This window comes from Corynebacterium sp. TAE3-ERU2 (assembly GCF_019209955.1).
GTDB classification, from domain to species: Bacteria; Actinomycetota; Actinomycetes; order Mycobacteriales; family Mycobacteriaceae; genus Corynebacterium; species Corynebacterium megadyptis.
The window spans coordinates 136,616-157,777 of the sequence record NZ_JAHUTL010000005.1 but is presented as its reverse complement, the minus strand read 5'-3'; the positions used below and the strand labels follow the sequence as shown (position 1 = coordinate 157,777).

Sequence of the window (21,162 nt, the reverse complement as noted above, 5' to 3'; positions counted from 1 at the left end):
TGTTCCGGTGTAGCCCGCGGAGTTCGGGCGGCTAAGGGCTAGAGCCGTGGCCTGGTCGCTATACCTCGCTCTGGCTCAGCGCATCACTAGAGACATATAGGGCTGTTTCCACCGTGCCGCGCGCCCCGCAGGCCGGCCACTCGACGGGATCGCCGCCGTGGACCACATGGGAAACCGCCTCGGCCTTTTCCTCCCCAGAGACCAAGAGCCACACATAGCGGCAGGACTGTACCCGCGGCAGAGTGAGGGTGGCGCGCTCGGCGGGCGGCTTCGGGGAATCTTGCACAGCCATCACCGTGCTCTCGCTGGCGAGAGTCGCAGCGGCATGCGGGAAGAGGGAATTGATGTGCCCCTCATGGCCCATGCCCAAGAGGTGGAGATCAATGAGCTCCGGCAGCACAGCTGCGTAGTCACGGGCAGCAGCCTCGAGGCTCTTCTCGCCCAAGCCATAACCGTGAATATGCGCAGCGGGGATGTCCACATGATCCAAGAGTGCGGCGCGGGCCTGGCCTTCATTGGACTCCGGATCATCGACCGGAACGGCACGCTCATCGCCGAAATACACGTGCACCTTCTGCCAGTCCACGCGACACTCACGCAAGGCCGCGAGGGTGCCAATACCCACCGAGCCGCCGGTCAGTACCACATGCGCCTCGCCGCGTTCTGCGATGGCCTCGGCGATGATATCGGAGATATCGCGAGCCGCGCCCGTGCACACGGCCTCTTTGGTATCGAATTCACGGATGGCCACAATAGAATCCATAGTGCGTGCTCCTTGCGAAAGGTAGGGGTTAGTCCGTGGTGGTTACGCTCGCCGCGGCGCCCGCCGGTTCATCGGCGGGGTGGACCCGCGAGATCCCGCGTAGCGCTTGGCCGTAGGCGCGATCCGGGTCGAGGTGACGCAGCTCCTCGGCGAGACAATCCGCGATACTGCGCCGCGACGCCGCCACCAAGGCATCGGTGGAGCCGGGTACGGAGACACGCATAGTACGACGATCCACGGCCTCGACCACCAACGGCTCGGCATCCTTGCGGTGCAATACGAGCGTGAACACCGGCGAGGCGAGGCGGGCAAAGGCCACAGAGTGGCGCGCCACAGTGAGCCCCAGACGATCGGCCAGCCAGCCGCCGGCGAGCTCGACGGAGGGGGACTCCTGCGGACCGGTGATCTCCACACCCACGATCTCGTGATGCGGCGGCCGATCCAGTGCCGAGGCCACCACACCGCGCCAGGTGGTCAGGCGCGACCACGCCAGGTCGGAATCGCCGGGGGCATAGTTGCTGCGGCGAACGTAGATGGCGTCCTCGCGGGGATCGAAGAAGGAATCGGTGATGCGCCGCTGGGCGATCTTGCCGATGGGATCCTCCGCCGGAATCTCCGGCGCCCGAGAGGGCCACCAAGCCACGATCGGGGTGTCCGGCAGCAGCAGGGGAGTGACCAAGGAATCGATATGCGAGGCCAATTCGCCGCGCACTCGCATGACCACGATCTCGGAGGCGCCGGCGTCGCCGCCAATGCGGATTTCCGCGTTGAGATTGTCCTCGCCCTCGGTGTGGTCGGGTAGCACCATGAGCACGCGGGCGGGGTGCTCACGGGTGGCGTCGGTAGCCAATTCGATGAGTTCTGTGGTGTTGTCCTCGGTGGAGGCCACAATGATGAGAGTGAGTACGCGACCGGTCATCACCTGGGAGCCGGTGTCGCGGATGCTAACAAGCGCCTTAGAGATATCCCTAGACGTTGTGGAGGGCAGAGAAAAGATCACGGGAGACTTGTCTTTCCTTCGTTGGGGCAGCGGACGATAAAGGGCGGGCCATCATAGCTCGCGGTGGTCGCATTAGGGGCGACGCCAATGGCGTCCGTCGCGTTCCATCATAGTGTCGGCGGATTCTGGGCCCCACGTGCCGGCGCGATAGTCATCGGGCTGGCCGCGCTGCGCCCAAAACTCCAGGATGGGATCAAGGATCCTCCAGCTCAACTCCACCTCTTCATTGGTGGGAAAGAGGCTGGCTTCGTCGAGAAGCGCATCGAGGATGAGGCGCTCATAGGCCTCGGGCGATTCCTCAGTGAAGGCTTCGCGATAGGAGAAGTCCATGTTCACGTCGCGGACCTCCATGGTGGAGCCGGGCACCTTGGAGCCAAAGCGCATGAGCACGCCCTCGTCCGGCTGCACGCGAATCACCACGGCATTCGGGCCCAGGGTGCCCATGGTGGAATCCCCGAAGGGATTATGGGGCACATTCTTCAATACCACGGCGATCTCGGTGACCCGACGGCCAAGCCTTTTGCCCGTGCGCAGGTAGAAGGGCACCCCTGCCCAGCGACGATTTTCGATCTCGAGGGTGCAGGCGGCGAAGGTTTCGGTATTGGAATCGGGATCAAAGCCGTCCTCATCGCGCAGCCCAATGACCTTTTTCGAGCCCTGCCAGCCGGCGGTGTACTGCCCGCGGGCGGTGGTCTTGCCGAGTGGATAGACCGGCTTTGTTGCCCGCAGCACCTTCACCTTTTCCGACTGGAGCTCATTGGGGGAGATGGTGCGTGGCTCATCCATCGCTACCAGCGCCAGCAATTGCAGCAGGTGGTTTTGGATCACATCCCGGGCAGCGCCAATACCGTCGTAATAGCCGGCGCGCCCACCGAGGCCGATGTCCTCGGCCATGGTGATCTGCACGTGATCAATAAACTGCGCATTCCAGAAGGGCTCGAAAAGCTGATTGGCAAAGCGCAGCGCCATAATGTTTTGCACCGTCTCTTTGCCGAGATAGTGATCGATACGAAAAACGGCATTCTCGGGAAAAACCGAGTTCACGATCTCATTGAGTTCCTTAGCCGACTCCAGATCGTGGCCGAAGGGCTTTTCAATAATCACGCGGCGCCACGATTCGCCCTCGTCCTCGGCGAGACCGGATCGATCCAGCTGATGGCACACATCGGTAAAGAATGCCGGCGGAACCGAGAGATAAAAGGCCCAGTTACCGGCGGTGCCCCGAGAAGAATCAATGGAGTCGAGCGTGTCGCGCAGCCGATCGAAGTCCTCGTCCACGTCGAGGTTGCCGGTGACAAACTCCATGCCCTCGGCGAGCCGCTCCCACACGTTTTCGCGGAAAGAGGTGCGGGCGCCTTCCTTCACGGCGGTGCGCACATAGTCCTCGAAGTCCTGTTTATCCCACTCGCGACGTCCATAACCCACCAAGCTAAAACCAGCCGGCAGCAGCCCACGATGGGCGAGATCATATACCGCTGGCAGCAGCTTCTTGCGCGCCAGATCGCCCGTGACGCCAAAAATCACCATGCCGGAGGGGCCGGCGATACGCGGTAGGCGCTTATCGTGCGGGTCCCGCAAGGGGTTCGACGGCGGCTGATAGTCCATGTCAGTCCTCTTCTGATGTGTGGATCGTTCCTGCGTTCTCACTACCCCAAATCTAGCGCGCACGCTGCAGCATTGACGACGCCGCCTCCTCGGGGTACGAAAGCGAGCCGCTTCATTCTAGGCTGCAGGGCCATACAGCCGGAAACACCGCCTAGAGGGGAGATATTCCCCTAGGCGGTGCAGGTTCGGCCGCTAGATGCGGGCGTCGATCTTTTCCAGCAGGTCATTCCAGCTGTCAACGAACTTCTCCACGCCCTCGCGCTCGAGGGTGTCAAAGACATCCTCGAAGTCCACGCCGAGCTTATCGAGCTGGCTGAACAGCTCGTCCGACTCGGCGGAGTGGCCGGTGAGGGTCTCGCCCTTGGCGCTGGCGGCGAGGGTTGCGTCGATCGTCGCCTCGGGCATGGTGTTCACCGTGTGCGGGCCCACCAGCTCGGTGACATACAGATCCGCGGGGTAGTCCGGGTTCTTCACCCCGGTCGAGGCCCACAACGGGCGCTGCACATGGGCGCCGGCAGGCAGATCGGCGGCGTCGAAAAGCTCTTGGAAGACGTCATAGGCGCGGCGAGCATTGGCCACGCCCGCCTTGCCGCGCAGTGCCAGGGCTTCCTCGGAGCCGATCTTTTCCAGTCGGGCGTCCACCTCGGTGTCGAGGCGGGAGACGAAGAAGGAAGCCACCGAGTGAATAGTGGAGACATCGTGGCCGTTCTCGGCGGCGCGCTGAATGCCCTCGATATAGGCGGCAACAACCTCCCGGTAGCGGGCCACGGAGAAAATAAGGGTGACGTTGACGCTGATGCCCTCGGCCAGCGCATCGCTGATCGCCGGCAGAGACTCTTCGGTGGCGGGGATCTTGATCATCAGGTTCGGACGGTCCACCCGCTGCCACAGGTTGCGGGCCTGCACCAGCGTGGCCTCCCGCTCAGCAGAGATGCGGGGATCAACCTCGATGGAGACCCGTCCATCGACGCCCTTGGTCTGCTCATAGACCTCGGCGAAGGCGTCGCAGGCGCGACGCACATCGTCGATCGCCATGGCGTAGACGGCCTCATCCGCGCCCAGGCGGGAGCTGGCGAGCTCCTTCAGCTGCGCATCATAGGCGTTGCCGGTGGTCATGGCCTTGGCAAAGATCGCCGGGTTGGTGGTGACTCCCTTAATGGACGTGGAGGCGATCATCTCGGCGAGGTTGCCGGAGTCGAGGCGATCGCGCGAGAGATCATCGAGCCATGTGGAGGTTCCGAGCTCATAGATGTCATCGATAGTGCTCATAAACTGCACACTCTCCTTGAGAGCTAGTGGGGTAATGGATGCCCACCACCATAACCCCGGTCGCGGCGGACCGCTTGTGGCTATGGCGATGGGCAGAGGATGGTGAAGAAGTGCTTAGCGGGAGAGGCTCTTCGTGGCGGCGGCCACCACGGCGTCGGTGGTGATACCGAACTCCTCGAAAAGCTTCTCATAGGGGGCAGAGGCACCGAAGTGCTCCAGAGACACGGCCTCGCCCTGGCTGCCCAGCCACTGGTACCACGGCATAGCCACACCGGCTTCCACGGACACGCGGGCGCTCACTGCGGGCGGCAGCACCTCGTCGATATAGTCCTGGTCCTGCTCGGCGAACCAATCCATGCAGGGCATGGAGACCACGCGGGTGGCGGTGCCCTCGGCTTCCAGACGCTGGGCGGCCTCGACAGCCAGGTGCACCTCGGAGCCGGTAGCCATGAGGATCACATCGGGGGTCTCAGCGGATTCCTGCACCAGCACATAGCCGCCGCGGGCGACGCCCTCGATAGCCTTGTCCTTCGTGCCTTCCAGCACGGGGATGTTCTGGCGGGTCAGTGCCAAGCCCTTCGGTCCCTTGCGGTACTCCAGTGCCGCCTTCCACGCCGCGGCGGTCTCATTCGCATCCGCGGGGCGCAGCATGGACATATTCGGGATGGCACGCAGCGAGGCCAGCTGCTCCACCGGCTGGTGGGTGGGGCCGTCCTCGCCCAAGCCGATCGAATCGTGGGTCCACACGTAGAAGGCGTCGGTGCCCATGAGGGCGGCCAGGCGCACAGCCGGACGCATGTAGTCGGAGAAGATGAGGAAGGTTCCGCCATAGGGGCGGGTGCCGCCGTGCAGGGCGATACCGTTCATGATCGAGCCCATAGCGTGCTCACGGATACCGAAGTGCAGGTTGCGGCCATAGGGGCTGGTGGACCACGTATCGGTGGTGATCTCCGTCGGGCCGAAGGAGTCGGCGCCCTTGATCACGGTGTTATTGGAACCAGCCAGGTCGGCGGAGCCGCCCCAGAGCTCGGGCAGGGTGGCGCCCAGGGCCTGCAGCACGGCCTCGGAGGCCTTGCGGGTGGCCACGCCCTTGGCATCGGCATCCCAGGTGGGCAGCTCATCGGCATAGCCCTCGGGCAGCGTGTAGGCCTTGAGTCGATCGAAGAGGGCGCGGTTTTCCGGATTGGCCTCGGACCAAGCATCGAACTTCTCGGTCCAGGCCGCCACCTTCTCCTTGCCGCGCTCCACGGCTTCGCGGGTGTGGGCGATCACGGCGTCGTCGACGGCGAAGTGTGCCTCGGGGTCGAAGTCGAGCTCGCGCTTAATGGCGGCCACTTCCTCCTCGCCGAGGGCAGCGCCGTGGGAGGCGCCAGTGTTCATGGCGTTCGGGGCGGGGTAGGCGATCACCGAGCGCATACGAATGAAGGTGGGGCGCGAGGTCTCAGCCTTGGCCTGGGCGATCGCATCTTCGATGGCGGTCACGTCTTCGCCGGTGACCTCGAGCACCTGCCAGCCATAGGCCTCATAGCGCTTGGCGACGTCCTCAGTGAAGGCGATGGTGGTGTCATCCTCGATGGAGATGCCGTTATCGTCCCAGAACACGATGAGGTTACCCAGCTGTTGGGTGCCGGCCAGGGAGCACGCCTCGGCGGTCACGCCCTCCTGCACATCGCCGTCGGAGGCGATGACGTAGATGAAGTGATCGAAGGGGGACTCGCCGGGGGCGGCCTCGGGGTCGAAGAGACCACGCTCACGGCGGGCGGCCATAGCCATGCCCACAGAGGAAGCGAGGCCTTGGCCCAGCGGGCCGGTGGTGATTTCCACACCGTCGGTGTGGCCGTACTCGGGGTGTCCCGGAGTCAGCGATCCCCAAGTGCGCAGCGCCTTGAGATCGTCCAGCTCGAGGCCGAAGCCTGCGAGATAGAGCTGGATGTACTGGGTCAGCGAGGAGTGGCCGCAGGACAGCACGAAGCGGTCACGTCCGGCCCACGTGGGATCGTGCGGCGCGACGTTCATGACGCGGTGGTAGAGGGTATAAGCCAGCGGGGCCAGGCTCATGGCGGTACCGGGGTGGCCGGAGCCGCAGTTCTGGACGGCGTCGGCGGCGAGGACGCGCGCGGTATCCACGGCGCGAGTGTCCAACTCAGTCCACGTCTCCGGGTAGTTCCGGGCGGTGAATTCCTTCAGCTCAGGGGAAAGGGCCACTGCTTCAATCATCCTTCTTATCAGTGCTGGTCGTATGGTCGCGTCCACCGAAACTGTGAGACCCACCCGCGTTGGGGTGGGGCAGGGGCGGTGGCCGCGGCAGTGCGCGACGGGGCCACGCACAATCGTTCACCAGTGTAGTGGGTGCGGCGCCCTCGCACCCACACGCGGTAGCGGTGTTTCTCACACCCCACGGATGAGGCCGATTCCTCCCTCCCACACGGTGGGAAGGTGTGGCGGTGATTCACCTTCGGCGCTGGCGCACGCTAGGATTAGGCCCTTGGTGGCTGTCGTGGCCGCCGCCGCGGCCCGTGGTGTGGGTTGCGGCACACTTATTCGGTAGCGGCCCGCCCCATATAAGCGGGGTACGGAATTCGAGTCCGCATAAGCGATGCGAGATCGGTTCCCGAACCACTAGGGGGCGGCGTGTGGGAACTTTTTTGCCCCGGCCACCGACTACTCTCGAGGTGGACTGCGGAATTTTTCATGCAGCGAACTGAGAGTAGACGCACCGATGCCGCCGTTTCGTGCGTTGTGCACGGGTGCGCGGCAAGCACCAGACAGCGATAACCAGCGACGAGCGATGTACACCTGTGGGAAGGCGATTTCTTGGAGACGATCAAGGCTTATTTTGCGCTGACGAAGCCCAGAGTGATCGAGCTTCTCCTCGTGGCTACTTTCCCCGCGATGCTCCAAGCCGATCGCGGCTCCATCGACCTCGTCCTGATCCTGCTCACCCTCATCGGTGGCTGGATGGGCGCGGCCGCCGCCAATACCTTCAACATGGTGGCTGATGCCGATATCGATCAGGTGATGGCCCGAACTTCCACGAGGCCGCTGGTGAAATCGAGCGTCTCTACCCGCAACGCCGCCGTCTTCGCCTGGGCACTGACCGTCGCCAGCTTCCTCTGGCTATGGCTGCTGTGTGGCTCGCTGACCGCCGCGATGTTGGTGATGGTGACCATCGCCTTCTATATCTTCGTCTACACCAAATGGCTGAAGCGTCGCACCCCGATGAACGTTGTGTGGGGCGGCGCCGCGGGCTGTATGCCCGTGCTCGTGGGCTGGGCGGTGATTACCGATAACATCCCCAACCTCGCTAATGCCCAGTGGTGGCAGGCCATCGTGCTCTTCCTCATCATCTTCTTCTGGACCCCGCCGCACACCTGGGCGCTGGGAATGAAGTATAAGAAGGACTATGCGGCCGCGGGCGTGCCCATGCTGCCGGTGGTGGCCACGGAAACACAGGTGACCAAACAGATCGTGGTCTACACCTGGATCACCGTGGCGACCACGCTGCTGCTCTTGCCAGCCACAGGCTGGATTTACGCCGTAGCAGCTGTGGCTGCGGGCGTGTGGTTCATCATGGAAGCCCATCGCGTGCACCGGCTCACCGCCGCCGGTGATCGTTCCAAGCCCTACCGGCTGTTTATCATCTCTAATAACTATTTGGCCGTGGTATTCGTGGCGCTCTCCGTCGACGCCGCCTTGGGGTTACAGACCCTCGGCGAAGGCTTCGGCTGGGGCCAGATCCTCTTCTAATAGCGGCACCAGCCCAGCCGGTCCCCAGCGACAGCAGCACCCTCGATCCCTGAGAGTTCAGCGCAGGTATCGAGGGTGCTGTTATGTGTGCCGAGGGCACGACGGGTCTTAGATTTTCAGCACAATCGAGCCGGTGGTGGCGCGGCTCTGCAGATCGCGATGCGCCTGGGCGGCGTCGGCAAGATCATAGACCCCGCCGACTCGGACGTTGAGGTTGCCGTCGATAATCTCTTGGGTTACGGCCTGGGCGCGACGGGTAAATTCGCCCTCGAGGCTGGTCCACGCACCGATAGAGGGGCGGGTGAGATAAATGGATCCGTGGGTATTGAGCAGCTGCGGGTCGAAAGGCTCCACCGGCCCGGAGGCGGCACCGAAGAGACACACCACGCCCCGCGGTTTGACCACCTCGAGGGATTCGTGGAAGGTCGCCTGGCCCACACCGTCATAGACCACATCGACACCATGCCCGCCATTGAAGCGTCGTACCTGCTCGGCAAGGTTATCGGAGTAGCGGAAAACCTCGGTGGCGCCGGCCTCATAGGAGAGCTCGGCCTTCTCCTCGGAGGAGGTGACGGTGTAGACGGTGGCCCCGCGCAGCCGCGCGAACTGGGTAGCCATCAGGCCCACACCGCCCGCGCCGGCGGTGATGAGGCAGCTATCGCCCTGCTTCAAGGGATAGACGCCATCGGTGAGATAGTGGGCGGTAATGCCCTGCAGCAGCATGGAGGCCGCGACCTCGGGCTCGATGCCTTGGGGCACCGCCACGAGACGATCCCGGGGCACGGTGGCGTATTCCGCATAGGAGCCAAAACCATCGCACCACGCGACGAGCGTGCCAGCGGCGATCTCGCCCTGGGGGTCATAGGCCACCCGGCCGGTGCCTTCGAAGCCGATAGTCATGGGCAGCGAGGAGTGGTAAATGCCCTCGCGATAGTAGGTGTCGATATAGTTGACGCCCGCATAATCCACGGACACCAGCACCTCAGAATCACTCGGCTCGGGAACGCTGACCTCCTGTAGTTGGAGCTTCTCGACGCCACCAGGCTCCTCCACGCAGATCGCGCGCATGGTGCTGGGGACAGTGGTCTTCGATGCGGTATGTGCAGTCATAGTGTCGATACTAATGAACAACCCCAGCACCGCGCTGCGGGTTTAGCAGCGAGGTACTGGGGGAGAGGGGTTCGAGCGCTCGACAGGGCGCTAGTTCTTCGCGGTCTTGTTGCTGCGATCCTCTTGGATGATGGTGCGTTTTTCGTCGCCTGCAGGAGAACCGGTCACGAGCGCCGAACCTTGACGGCGGGCGTAATGAGCGTAGACCACGGCAGTCAGCGCGGTACACACCGAACTCATGCCGACGTGCACCGGCACGGTCCACGCCGGAATGGACCAGTTGTACTGGATGATGCCGATAGCACCCTGGACCACGACCATGGCTACCAACCAGAAGCCGAGCTTGACGATCTTCAGCTGGGTCTTCACTGCCACGAAGGCCACGGCCAAACCGATGGTGAGGCCGAGATAGAGATACATCGCGTGCGCGTGCAGATTGGCGATCTCCACAATGTCTACCTGCAGGCGATCCTCGGGGCGGATATCCGCGTCACCGGAGTGCGTTCCAGCGCCGGTGACCATGGTGCCGGTGATCACGGTGATGAGCAACGCCACGGCCGCGCCGGCGGCAAGCCCGCGAAGGGCGGCAGGATAGTTGAAGGTGATCGTGCCGGTATCGGGCTCTTGGACGCGCACGAAGAGTATGCCGGCGAAAAATACCAGCAGAATGGAGGGGATAAAGTGCAGGGCCACCGACCACCACTGGAGATTGATGAGCACCGAGATACCGCCGATAATCGCCTGCAACACGATGCCGAGGACCTGCACCAATGCGAGGTTGATGATCTCCTTGCGGCGCCCAGCGGAGATCACTGAGAGCAGCAGCATACCGGCGAAGATGATGAGCACGAAGGTCAGCAGGCGGTTGCCGAACTCGATGGCCTGTTGAATCCACGGTGCTGCCCCAGCTACGGGCACGAAGGAGCCATCGTGACATTGTGGCCACGTATTACACCCCAATCCGGAGCCGGTGACGCGCACAATGGAGCCGGTTACGGTGATGCCGCCTTGGGCGATCAGCGTGAATAGGGCGAGCAGGCGCTGGGTGGATACTTTGGGCGACTGGCTGCGCAGACCCATGCGACGATTCTGCACGGGTTGCGGCGGCGTTGGGGTCGATGCGTGGGTACTCACAGTTGTCCTATTTTATTGTCTGACGTGGCTGAAAGAAACTTAGGCGTGCATGAGAACAGCGAGGTGTGACACGGCTCTAGTCGTGGAACTTAAACCAGCGATTCGCAGCCCACATGGCCGCTGCTGCCCACAGCACCAATATCAGTGCCTGCGCGAGGGGGAAAGTGCCGTTGAAGGCCCGGTCGAGGCCGATGGCCAAGGCCACCGAGGGCACCGCATTTAACAGCCCAGCCGCGGCGGGGTCGAGCATGGAAAAACCGGCGATGCCGATGAGAATGAACCAGATGAGATTGGCGAGTGCGAGCACTGCCTCGGAGGAGAGCGTGCCGCCGAGCAGCATGCCGAGCGAGGTGGTGACGCACAACCCGATGACGAGCATGAGCGCGGCATAGGCCACCCCTATGCCGCTGGTGTGCCAGCCGAGGAGCAGGGCCGTGCCGCCGATGAGTACCACCTGCACGATAGTGACTACCACCACCGCGCAGATCTTGCCCACGATGATGGCCCAGGCCGGCACTCCCGAGGCGCCGATGCGTTTCAGCGCCCCGTAGCGGCGATCGAAGGCTACCGCGATGGCCTGACCGGTAAAGCCGGAACTGAGCGCCGCAATGGCGAAGGTAATGGGCACGGCGAGCGCGATGGGATCGTCGAGATCAAAGACGTTGACCTTGCTTATTCCCAGCAGCAGGGCAATGGGAATGATCACACTGAGCAGTTGCTGCTCGCCGTGGCGCAGGAAGAGCTTGGATTCAATCACCGCCTGGGCCCACACCATGGCCGGCACGGAGGCCCGTTGGGGATCCGCACGAAACGTGCCCGCGGGGAAGGGGGTCTGCGCGCTAGTCACTAGTTATTCCTCTTTTCTCTGCTTCAAGTCAGCGTCATGCAACGTGGGGCGCTCGCGCTTCTAGGAGCGCATCTCGCGTCCGGTGAGATCAAGGAAAACATCCTCGAGGGTGCGATGGTTGGTGGATATGCTGCGCAGCAGCACGTCCTGGGCGCGGGCGGTGGCGGCGAGCGTTTCGATCAGTGCCGGGGTGGCCGCCGCCTGCACGCGATAGCTGCGGGGGTGGGTCTCCACGACGTTCGCCCCCACGGCGGCGGAGAAGGCTGCGGTATCGATACCCACGCTGGTCTCAAAACTGATATCGGCGGTCTCCGCACTCAAGGAGCTGAGCTCTTCGGGGGTGCCCTCGGCCACGACGCTGCCGTGGTCGATGATGACGACGCGATCCGCGAGCGCCTCCGCTTCGTCCATGATGTGGGTGGTCAAGATCACCGTCACCCCATCCGCTTTGAGGCTGCGGATAATCTCCCATACTTGCAGCCTGGATTGGGCATCCATTCCTGCGGTGGGCTCATCCAAAAACACCAGTTCGGGGCGCCCGATGAGGGCACAGGCTAGGGAGACGCGCTGTTGTTGGCCGCCAGAGAGCCGCCGGTAGTTGGTCTTGACGATCCCCTCGAGGCCGAGGGTGTGCAGGAGCCAGTCCACATCGAGGGGGCGGGCCGAATAGGAGGCCACCAGCCGGAGCAGTTCTCCGACCTTGATGCCTGGATAGGTGCCGCCGCCTTGGAGCATGATGCCGATGCGCCGGCGGACGTGCTCTGGGTGAGTCGTGGGATTGATCCCCAGCACCTCAATGCTGCCTGTGGTGGGGGTGAGGAAGCCTTCGCACATCTCGATCGTGGTGGTCTTGCCTGCGCCATTGGGGCCAAGCAGGGCCACGACCTCGCCGTGATCCACGCTGAGACTGAGCGCGGCGACGGCCCGGGTGGCCCCGAAGGATTTGCTTAGCTCTTTAAGCGCGAGGGCGGGACCTGGGGCCGCCGTTCGATCTCTGTGCTCAGTATTCACAACTCGATAGTCTATGATACCCAGCCGCCGCGTGGCATAACCTGCCCACCGTGGCGCGCATCCTGTGCCGCTTATCGACGCTTAGTTCCAGCCAACGATCCCGCGACGGCGCAGGAAAACGTAGACCAGGGTGAGGAAAACCACGCCCAACAGGGCAGAGCCCACATAGATGGCGATCACTGTGGTGGGGGGAAGAGACAACCCGCGCGGCATGATGAACAAACTCAACAACGCGCAGTAGCCGGCTGCCCCGGCGCGGAAGAGTCGCCGGTTGGCCCAAGCGGCGAGAGGCAGGATTGCCCAGAGCATGTACCAGGGATGCACCACCGGAAAGAGGATCACCAGCATGAAGGTGGCCACGCCCAGTCCGCCAATGGGATGAATGGTGCCGCGATAGGTGGCAAAAAGCATGCGCACCATAAAGGCGGCGGCCAGCAGCAGGCCCACACCGCGGGTGATGGTCAATAGTGCCTCGGTGTGGTCGCCGAGTTCGAGCAGCATGCCGATCCAGCCGCCGATCACCCCGATGTCGGTGGTGAGGGAGAGCCAGGAGCGAATGGTGGCTGCACCGCCTTGGCCACTAATCCAACCCGTGGGGATACCCGTGAGCGCGGTGACGGCCGCCACGGAGCCGATGAGGACGGCGAGTTGCACCGCGCCGGCGCTGAGAACTGCCATGCTCGTGTGGCGTCCACGCAGATGGAAATGACGGGCGAGTGCCATGCCGATGAAGCCGAGGCCAATAAAGCCGGTGACTTTCACCATGCCTGCGCCGGAGATCAGCACGCCGCTGGCCACCACCAAGCCCCACGCCTGCCAGGCCGGTCCCTGGAGGGCGCTGAGCCGGTCGATGCCGCGCAGCCCCAATTCCATGCCGAGCAGCACGAGGCCTAATTGGATCGACTCATTATGAATCCCGCCCACCAGGTGCAAGATAGCTAAGGGATTGAGAATGCCCAGCCACAGCGCCGCCTGTACGGACACCCCGCAGCGAGTGGCAAGCTGGCTGAGCGCCCACGCCGCGAGAAGCATGCCCACCAAGCTGACGATGCGGTGGGCAAATACCCCGGCCGCGATCGAATCGCCGGTGATCTTGGCAATCACGGAGGCGATGCCGAGTGCCACGGGGCCATAGGGCGAGGGGGAGTGGGACCAAATCAACGGCACCGAGCGGGCCAGTACATCATCGGTGCCGAGGATATCCACGGGGCCAGCGCTATAGGGATCGAAACCGCGGTCAACGATCGCCCCCTGCGCCAGATAGGAATAAATGTCTTGGGTGAATAGGGGAGCGGTGAAGAAGATGGGCGCTACCCATGCCACGAAGGTGCGCGCCAGCATGGAGGTCGATACCAGCACCCGCGAGTGGCGGGGGCGGGCGATATCCGCGCCCACAAAGGGAGCAATGAGTAGCCACGCGATCACCATCAACCCCGCCCCGGTGATGACCAGGATGGAGGAGGTTTGGATCATGCGCCCCATGATCGAGCCGCCGGGAAAGGATGTATAGGGATCTCCCAATACCGGTTTGGCCCCGGCGCCGAGACCGCCGAGGGCCAGCATCAGTGCCCCGAGGGTGCCCAGCCAGCGCAGCGTCGCAAAGCGAGCGAGCTGCAGTGGATCCAAGCGCCGTGGGGCGCGGGAGCTAGAGACCGGGAGGAGATCATGGCCGGTGGCGGCGCGAACGATGGTGGATCCGCCCGCCTCAGACTCGGCACCAATGTGCAGACTGGCCGAGCGCGAGCCAGCGTGGCCGAGACGCGGCAGGGTCGCCTTGAAATCATCTGCTGCTGCGGCCGCGCGCCGGCGGCGGGGCTGTTGGGGGTCCGACACAGCTATGAGTCTAAAACATCACCGAGACATTCTTGGCGCACGCTATCCGGCGGGGATCGCGTTTGCGCGGCCCCGGCTAATTAAGGAACACTAGTGTTGTCTTATAATGAGACACGAGTTGTCCATCATAGTGAATTTAAGGAGGTGAACGCGCACATGACGCACTCTGTTTCCCGTCTCACCACTCCGTCCGTGCAGCCACGGGCGGCGTCTGCTGCTCGCCCGTGCCCCGCTCGCGGCGAGGAGAAGAAACGCGGCGAAGTCGAAACTCGCTCAACGGATGGTGATACCCGCAAGCACATCCTCATGACTCTGCTCAAGCAGGGGCCGATGACGGCCTCCGCATTGGGCAAGGCCTTGGGGCTATCCGCAGCAGGTGTGCGGCGTCACCTCGATATTTTGGTTGACGACGCCCTCGCGGAAACGGTGGAGCCTCGCTCCTCTCGCGGGCGTGGGCGCGGTCGACCAGCCAAAGCATTCCAGCTCACCGACGAAGGCCGGGCCCACTTTGGGCACGACTACGACACTCTCGCTGCGCTCGCTATCACGGCGCTGCGGGAGACCGGTGGGTCCGAGGCCGTGCGGCAGTTCGCTCGGCAGCGTGTAGCCCAGCTACTTGCGCATGTGGACCCTGCGGCGGACGATGAAGACTCGACATATAAAACAGCCCAACAGGTCGCGGATGCACTTAACGCCAATGGCTACGCATCCGAAGTCAAAGAAGCTGGTGGGGGCGTGCAAATTTGCCACCACCATTGCCCCATCTCGCACGTGGCCTCGGAACATCCGGAGCTGTGCGCTGCAGAGTATGAGGTGCTCTCCGAGCTACTCGGTCAACACGTGCAACAACTGGCGACCATTACCGAGGGGCACGGAATTTGCACGACCAACATTCCCTTAACACCCATAGACCACACTCCTGAAGAAAGGAGCTGAACATGACTCAAGCAACACCCACTGCTCCGTCCTCCGATGACGAGATCATTGAGTCCATTGGCCCCTATAACTACGGCTGGCATGACTCCGATGAGGCTGGCGCCACCGCCAAGCGCGGCCTCTCCGAGGACATCGTTCGCGACATCTCCTCTAAGAAAGATGAGCCGGAGTGGATGCTGAACAACCGCCTCAAGGCGCTCAGCATCTTCGATAAGAAGCCCATGCCCACGTGGGGCGCGGACCTCAGCGGCATCGACTTCGACCAGATCAAGTACTTCGTGCGCTCCACCGAGGAGCAGGCACAGACCTGGGATGACCTGCCCGAGGACATCAAGAACACCTATGACAAGCTGGGCATCCCCGAGGCCGAAAAGCAGCGCCTCGTCGCCGGCGTCGCCGCGCAGTACGAGTCCGAGGTGGTCTACCACCAGATTCGCGAGGACCTCGAGGCCCAGGGTGTGATCTTCCTCGATACCGATACCGCCCTGAAGGAGCACCCCGAGCTCTTCAAGGAGTACTTCGGCTCCGTGATTCCGGCTGGCGATAATAAGTTCTCCGCGCTGAACACCGCCGTCTGGTCCGGTGGCTCCTTCATCTACGTGCCCAAGGGAGTCCACGTCGACATCCCGCTGCAGGCCTATTTCCGAATCAACACGGAGAACATGGGCCAGTTCGAGCGCACCCTCATCATCGTGGACGAGGATGCCTATGTGCACTATGTGGAGGGCTGTACCGCCCCGATCTACAAGTCGGATTCCCTGCACTCCGCCGTGGTTGAGATCGTTGTGAAGAAGGGTGGTCGCTGCCGCTATACCACCATCCAGAACTGGTCCAATAACGTCTACAACCTGGTGACCAAGCGCACCAAGTGTGAAGAGGGCGCCACCATGGAATGGGTCGATGGCAATATCGGTTCCAAGGTGACGATGAAGTACCCGGCCGTGTGGATGACCGGCCCCCACGCCAAGGGCGAGGTGCTGTCTGTGGCCTTTGCTGGCGAGGGCCAGTTCCAGGACACCGGAGCCAAGATGACCCACATGGCTCCCTACACCTCCTCGAATATCGTCTCCAAGTCCGTGGCCCGCAGCGGCGGTCGCGCCGCCTATCGCGGCTTGGTGCAGATCAACAAGGATGCCCATCACTCCACCTCCAATGTGGAATGCGATGCCCTCCTAGTCGATAGCATCTCCCGCTCGGATACCTATCCCTATAACGACATTCGCAATGACCACGTGACCCTCGGCCACGAGGCCACCGTCTCGCAGGTGTCGGACGATCAGCTCTTCTACCTCATGTCTCGCGGCATCCCCGAAGACGAGGCCATGGCCATGATCGTGCGTGGTTTCGTGGAGCCGATCGCCAAGGAGCTGCCGATGGAATACGCCCTCGAGCTCAACCGCTTGATCGAATTGCAGATGGAAGGATCGGTGGGTTAAGCACAATGTCAACTCCCCTCACTGAAACCGAAGCAACTATCACCCCAGTTGGGGCCGGCACCGGCCACCAGACCAAGGGCGATCGCTTCACATCGTTCTCCACCGCCGATTTCGAAATCCCGAAGGGACGCGACGAGGACTGGCGTTTTACCCCCATGCGCAAACTCCGCGGGCTGCACGATGGCAGCGCCGCTGCGGGCCAGCGCGCCGCGATCACCGTCACGGGCGCGACTGAGGGCGTGAGCGTCAGCGAACTGGCGATGGACGATCCCTCGCTGGGCCGCGCCGGCGCCCCCGTGGATCGTGCCGCCGCTCAGGCATGGGAGAACTCCGAGGTAGCCGACCACGTGAAGGTGGCCAAGAACGTCGCTCTCTCCGAGCCCGTGGTGATTACCATCAGCGGCCCAGGCACCGATGCCGTCTCCTATGGCACCTTGGTGATCGAGCTCGAAGAGAGCGCCGAGGCCGTGGTGTTCCTGCGCTATGAGGGCTGTGGCGCCCACTCCGACAATGTGGAGTTCATCATCGGCGACAATGCCCGACTGAGCACTGTGGTGCTCGAGGACTGGGACGATGACGCCGTCCACCTGTCTAACTCGCACCTGCTGGTGGGAGCCGACGCCACCGTGCGCCACTACTACGCCGCCTTCGGTGGCGAGGTGGTGCGCGCCGTGCCGCACGTGCGCTATACCGCCCCCGGTGGTGACGCCGAGATGCTCGGACTCTACTTCGCCGACTCCGGCCAGTACTTCGAGCAGCGCCTGCTGGTGGATCACTCCATAAAGAACTGCCGCTCTAATGTGCTCTACAAGGGCGCACTGCAGTCCACTGGTGAGTCCAGCCGCTCCGAAGCCCGCACCGCGTGGATCGGCGATGTGCTGATCCGCCCCGAGGCCACCGGTACCGATACCTACGAGAAAAACAATAACCTGCTGCTCACCCAGGGTGCCCGCGCCGATGCGGTGCCGAACCTGGAAATTCAGACCGGAGAAATCGTCGGTGCCGGCCACGCCGCCACCGTCGGCCGCTTCGACGATGAGCACATGTTCTACCTGCAGTCCCGCGGTATCCCCGAGTCCGAGGCCAAAATGCTGATCGTGCGCGGCTTCTTCACCGACGTGATCAAGCGGATCCCGCTGCAGGAGATCCGCGACAACCTGGAAAAGATGGTGGAGCAGGAACTGACCGCCACGGTGCTCTAGCGCATCGTGCGCTACACCACCGCCCCTGCCACACCATTGCGACAAGGCGCCGCTATGCTCGGTGCCGATTCACCACAGTTAGGAATACATACCACTCATGAGCACTCTTGAGATTAAGAACCTGCACGCCCAGGTTGTGCCGGCCGACGAAAACGAGAAGCCGAAGATGATCCTGCACGGCGTGAACCTCACCATTAAGTCCGGTGAAACCCACGCCATCATGGGCCCCAATGGCTCCGGCAAGTCCACCCTGTCGTATGCGATCGCCGGCCACCCCCGTTATGAGATCACCGAGGGCGAGGTGCTTCTCGACGGCGAGAACCTGCTGGAGATGGACGTCGACGAGCGCGCTCGCGCCGGACTCTTCCTCGCCATGCAGTACCCGACCGAGGTACCCGGCGTCTCGATGGCGAACTTCCTGCGCAGCGCCGCCACCTCCGTGCGCGGCGAGGCCCCGAAGATTCGCGATTGGGTGAAGGAAGCCCGCACCGCAATGAATGAGCTCGACATCGACCCGGCCTTCGCCGAGCGTTCGGTGAACGAAGGCTTCTCCGGTGGCGAGAAGAAGCGCCACGAGGTGCTGCAGCTCGGCCTTTTGAAGCCGAAGTTCGCTGTGCTGGACGAGACCGACTCCGGTCTGGACGTCGACGCTCTGCGCATCGTCTCCGAGGGCATTAACCGCTATAAGGAGCGCGAGAACGGTGGCGTGCTGATGATCACCCACTACCAGCGCATCCTCAACTACGTGAAGCCCGATTACGTGCACGTCTTCGCCGCTGGTCGCGTGGTGGAGTCCGGCGGCCCCGAGCTCGCCCAGCAGCTCGAGGCAGAAGGCTACGAGAAGTTCATTAAGTAGTAGCCCAGCGAGTAGTCGCCGCCGCTGCGATCACCTCGACCGAGACACCCCTAGAGGAGAATCACCCATGGCAGAACGGCAGAGCCCTGTCGATACCGCGCGGATTCGCACGGATTTCCCGATCCTGAGCCGCACGGTGCGCGAAGAGCGCCCGCTGATCTATCTGGATTCTGGCGCCACCGCCCAGCGCCCTCGTCAGGTAGTGGATGCGGAGCGAGACTTCCTCTTCCACCACAATGCCCCCGTGCACCGCGGGGCCTATCAGCTGGCTGAGGAAGCCACCGATGACTACGAGCAGGCCCGCGAGCGTATCGCTGGCTTCGTGGGCGCATCGGTAGGGGAGATCGCCTTCACCAAAAATGCCACCGAGGCCCTCAACGAGGTCGCCTATATTCTCGGCGATGATCGCTCCGGCGGCTACGCCGTGGGCGCAGAGGATGAGATCGTGGTCTCCGAGCTGGAACACCACGCCAATCTCGTGCCCTGGCAGGAGCTGGCGCGACGTACAGGCGCCACCCTTCGCTGGTACAGCAGCACCGAAGATGGTCGTATCGACCTCGATTCCCTCGAGCTCAGCCCCCGCACCAAGGTGGTGGCACTGACCCACCAGTCCAATGTGACCGGAGCCGTGCTCGATGTCGAGGAAGCCGTGCGCCGCGCCCACGAGGTAGGGGCACTCTTCGTGCTCGATGCCTGCCAGTCGGTGCCGCATATGCCCGTCGATCTGCATCAGCTGGGGGTGGACTTCGCCGCCTTTTCCGGGCACAAGATGCTCGGCCCCACGGGAGTGGGTGTACTCTATGGCCGCCAAGAACTGCTGGATTGCCTTCCGCCCTTCCTCACCGGCGGCTCCATGATCGAGAAGGTGAACATGGACGGCTCCACCTATACGGTGGCGCCGCAACGCTATGAGGCCGGCACCCAGATGACGAGCCAAGTCGTGGGGCTCGGCGCTGCGGTGGCCTATCTCGAAGAGGTGGGGATGGAGGCGATTGCCGCCCACGAGCACGAACTCACCGCCTATGCCTTGGAGCAGCTGCAGCAGATCGAGGGGCTGCGCATCATTGGCCCCACCACCGCCGAGAATCGGGGTAGTGCCGTGAGCTTCGTGGTGGAGGGCATTCATCCGCACGATCTGGGGCAGGTCGTCGACGATCACGGCGTGTGCATCCGGGTGGGCCACCACTGCGCCTGGCCGGCGCACACCACCTTGGGTGTCCAAGCCACCGCGCGGGCGAGCTTCTACCTTTACAACGAGAAATCGGAGATTGACGCCCTCGTTGAGGCCATCACGGCCGCCCGCTCGTTCTTTGGCCTGAGCCGCTGATAGCACAGGCGGCCACGGCCACCATTTCCCCAAGCCGCTAAGATCGGGGAGATAGGTTGATAGCTTGAGGCGGGCGTGTGCACGCCTGCACCGCGGAATACCCCGTGCGAAAATCCGACTTTGTATTGCAGAAGGGCTAGTCCAGGCTGATGAAGCTGGAAAACATGTATCAAGAAGTGATCTTGGATCACTATAAAAACCCCCAACACGCAGGGCTGCGCGAACCCTTCAACGCGGAAGTGCATCATGTGAATACCTCCTGCGGCGATGAGCTCACCCTGCGCGTGCGACTGTCCGAGGACAAGTCCACCGTGGAGGACGTCTCCTATGAGGCCATCGGCTGCTCGATTAGCCAGGCCTCCACCTCGGTGATGGCAGAGGAGATCGTGGGCAAGTCCGTGGAGCAGGCCTTCGCGATTCTCGCCGAGTTCGAGAAGATGGTCACCTCCCGCGGCACCATCGAGGGCGATGACGAGATCATTGGCGATGGCATCGCCTTTGCCGGCGTCTCGAAATACCCAGCCCGCGTGAAGTGCGCTCTTCTGGGCTGGAAAGCCTTCGAGGCCGCCACGTATGATGCCGGCGCCGACCCCGCCGCCTAGAGCCACACCACCGCCAGCCCGAGCAGCTACCCACACCAAAGCGAGGACGCATGTCTGAAGAACACACCACGCCCGAGACCGAGGACACCACCATCGACGCGGCCGCCGAGCAGCCGCAACCACCCGCCGAGCGCACCCCTGAGCAGCTAGCGCTCGCCGGCAAAGTAGAGGAATACCTCATGGATGTGATCGACCCCGAGCTCGGCATCAACGTTGTTGATCTCGGCTTGGTCTATGACATCTGGATCGAAGGGGAGAGCACCGCCATGGTGAACATGACGCTGACCTCTCCCGCCTGCCCCCTGCAGGGGGTCATCGAAGAGCAGGCCAATACCGCCGTGCTCACGAACCTCGAGGGCGAAATCAGCGAACTCCAGATCAACTGGGTATGGATGCCCGCCTGGGGCCCGCAGATGATCAACGAGGAAGGCCGCGAGCAGCTACGCGCGCTCGGCTTCTCCGTCTAAGCGCGAGCCACCGTCGC

The 21,162-nt window shown here is 63.2% G+C and carries 18 protein-coding genes; 8 read left to right on the top strand and 10 right to left on the bottom strand.

What is annotated here, in order from left to right; genetic code table 11:
- Nucleotides 1-58 precede the first annotated feature (58 nt).
- From pgl to tkt, 5 genes are all read right to left on the bottom strand, one after another.
- Nucleotides 59-763 (bottom strand): 6-phosphogluconolactonase, encoded by a 705-nt coding sequence (gene pgl / locus KRX12_RS08420; RefSeq protein ID WP_218366339.1) that lies wholly within the window; start codon nt 761-763, stop codon nt 59-61.
- A gap of 28 nt (nt 764-791) precedes the next feature.
- Complete coding sequence (locus KRX12_RS08415; RefSeq protein ID WP_218366338.1) at nt 792-1,763, bottom strand: glucose-6-phosphate dehydrogenase assembly protein OpcA; 972 nt, start codon at nt 1,761-1,763, stop codon at nt 792-794.
- Nucleotides 1,764-1,835: 72 nt separating this feature from the next.
- Nucleotides 1,836-3,368: a glucose-6-phosphate dehydrogenase gene (gene zwf / locus KRX12_RS08410; RefSeq protein WP_218366337.1), complete on the bottom strand. Its 1,533-nt coding sequence runs from the start codon at nt 3,366-3,368 to the stop codon at nt 1,836-1,838.
- 192 nt (nt 3,369-3,560) lie between these two features.
- Nucleotides 3,561-4,637, bottom strand: coding sequence for a transaldolase (gene tal, locus KRX12_RS08405; protein WP_218366336.1), 1,077 nt, complete (start codon nt 4,635-4,637; stop codon nt 3,561-3,563).
- Between the two features lie 114 nt (nt 4,638-4,751).
- On the bottom strand, nt 4,752-6,842 hold the full coding sequence (tkt, locus tag KRX12_RS08400; protein WP_218366335.1) for a transketolase: 2,091 nt from the start codon (nt 6,840-6,842) through the stop codon (nt 4,752-4,754).
- Nucleotides 6,843-7,451: 609 nt separating this feature from the next.
- Between tkt and KRX12_RS08395 the strand changes: the two genes are divergently transcribed.
- The gene (locus KRX12_RS08395; RefSeq protein ID WP_218363287.1) at nt 7,452-8,384 is read left to right on the top strand and encodes a heme o synthase; all 933 of its coding nucleotides are present in this window, start codon (nt 7,452-7,454) and stop codon (nt 8,382-8,384) included.
- Nucleotides 8,385-8,492: 108 nt separating this feature from the next.
- Here the strand turns inward: KRX12_RS08395 and KRX12_RS08390 are convergent, their stop codons facing one another.
- The 5 genes from KRX12_RS08390 to mptB form a co-directional block, all read right to left on the bottom strand.
- Nucleotides 8,493-9,452, bottom strand: coding sequence for a quinone oxidoreductase (locus KRX12_RS08390; RefSeq protein ID WP_218363654.1), 960 nt, complete (start codon nt 9,450-9,452; stop codon nt 8,493-8,495).
- A gap of 132 nt (nt 9,453-9,584) precedes the next feature.
- Nucleotides 9,585-10,574: a heme A synthase gene (locus KRX12_RS08385; RefSeq protein ID WP_218366397.1), complete on the bottom strand. Its 990-nt coding sequence runs from the start codon at nt 10,572-10,574 to the stop codon at nt 9,585-9,587.
- Nucleotides 10,575-10,704: 130 nt separating this feature from the next.
- Nucleotides 10,705-11,475, bottom strand: coding sequence for an ABC transporter permease (locus KRX12_RS08380; RefSeq protein ID WP_218363286.1), 771 nt, complete (start codon nt 11,473-11,475; stop codon nt 10,705-10,707).
- Nucleotides 11,476-11,535: 60 nt separating this feature from the next.
- On the bottom strand, nt 11,536-12,486 hold the full coding sequence (locus tag KRX12_RS08375; protein ID WP_218366334.1) for an ABC transporter ATP-binding protein: 951 nt from the start codon (nt 12,484-12,486) through the stop codon (nt 11,536-11,538).
- A gap of 81 nt (nt 12,487-12,567) precedes the next feature.
- Nucleotides 12,568-14,319 carry a polyprenol phosphomannose-dependent alpha 1,6 mannosyltransferase MptB gene (gene mptB, locus KRX12_RS08370; protein WP_218366333.1) on the bottom strand — a complete coding sequence of 584 codons (1,752 nt, stop codon included), beginning with the start codon at nt 14,317-14,319 and terminating at the stop codon, nt 12,568-12,570.
- A gap of 156 nt (nt 14,320-14,475) precedes the next feature.
- Between mptB and KRX12_RS08365 the strand changes: the two genes are divergently transcribed.
- The 7 genes from KRX12_RS08365 (at nt 14,476) to KRX12_RS08335 (ending at nt 21,145) form a co-directional block, all read left to right on the top strand.
- Nucleotides 14,476-15,255, top strand: a complete 780-nt coding sequence (locus tag KRX12_RS08365) for a helix-turn-helix transcriptional regulator (protein WP_370625114.1) — start codon at nt 14,476-14,478, stop codon at nt 15,253-15,255.
- A 2-nt stretch (nt 15,256-15,257) separates the two neighbouring features.
- The gene (sufB, locus tag KRX12_RS08360; protein WP_218366332.1) at nt 15,258-16,691 is read left to right on the top strand and encodes a Fe-S cluster assembly protein SufB; all 1,434 of its coding nucleotides are present in this window, start codon (nt 15,258-15,260) and stop codon (nt 16,689-16,691) included.
- Between the two features lie 5 nt (nt 16,692-16,696).
- Nucleotides 16,697-17,893 carry a Fe-S cluster assembly protein SufD gene (gene sufD, locus KRX12_RS08355; protein WP_218366331.1) on the top strand — a complete coding sequence of 399 codons (1,197 nt, stop codon included), beginning with the start codon at nt 16,697-16,699 and terminating at the stop codon, nt 17,891-17,893.
- 97 nt (nt 17,894-17,990) lie between these two features.
- The gene (sufC, locus tag KRX12_RS08350) at nt 17,991-18,749 is read left to right on the top strand and encodes a Fe-S cluster assembly ATPase SufC (RefSeq protein ID WP_218363281.1); all 759 of its coding nucleotides are present in this window, start codon (nt 17,991-17,993) and stop codon (nt 18,747-18,749) included.
- A gap of 67 nt (nt 18,750-18,816) precedes the next feature.
- Nucleotides 18,817-20,076, top strand: coding sequence for a cysteine desulfurase (locus KRX12_RS08345; protein ID WP_218366330.1), 1,260 nt, complete (start codon nt 18,817-18,819; stop codon nt 20,074-20,076).
- A 149-nt stretch (nt 20,077-20,225) separates the two neighbouring features.
- Nucleotides 20,226-20,678, top strand: coding sequence for a Fe-S cluster assembly sulfur transfer protein SufU (gene sufU, locus KRX12_RS08340; RefSeq protein WP_218366329.1), 453 nt, complete (start codon nt 20,226-20,228; stop codon nt 20,676-20,678).
- Nucleotides 20,679-20,728: 50 nt separating this feature from the next.
- On the top strand, nt 20,729-21,145 hold the full coding sequence (locus KRX12_RS08335) for a metal-sulfur cluster assembly factor (protein WP_218363278.1): 417 nt from the start codon (nt 20,729-20,731) through the stop codon (nt 21,143-21,145).
- The last annotated feature ends 17 nt before the right edge of the window (nt 21,146-21,162 follow it).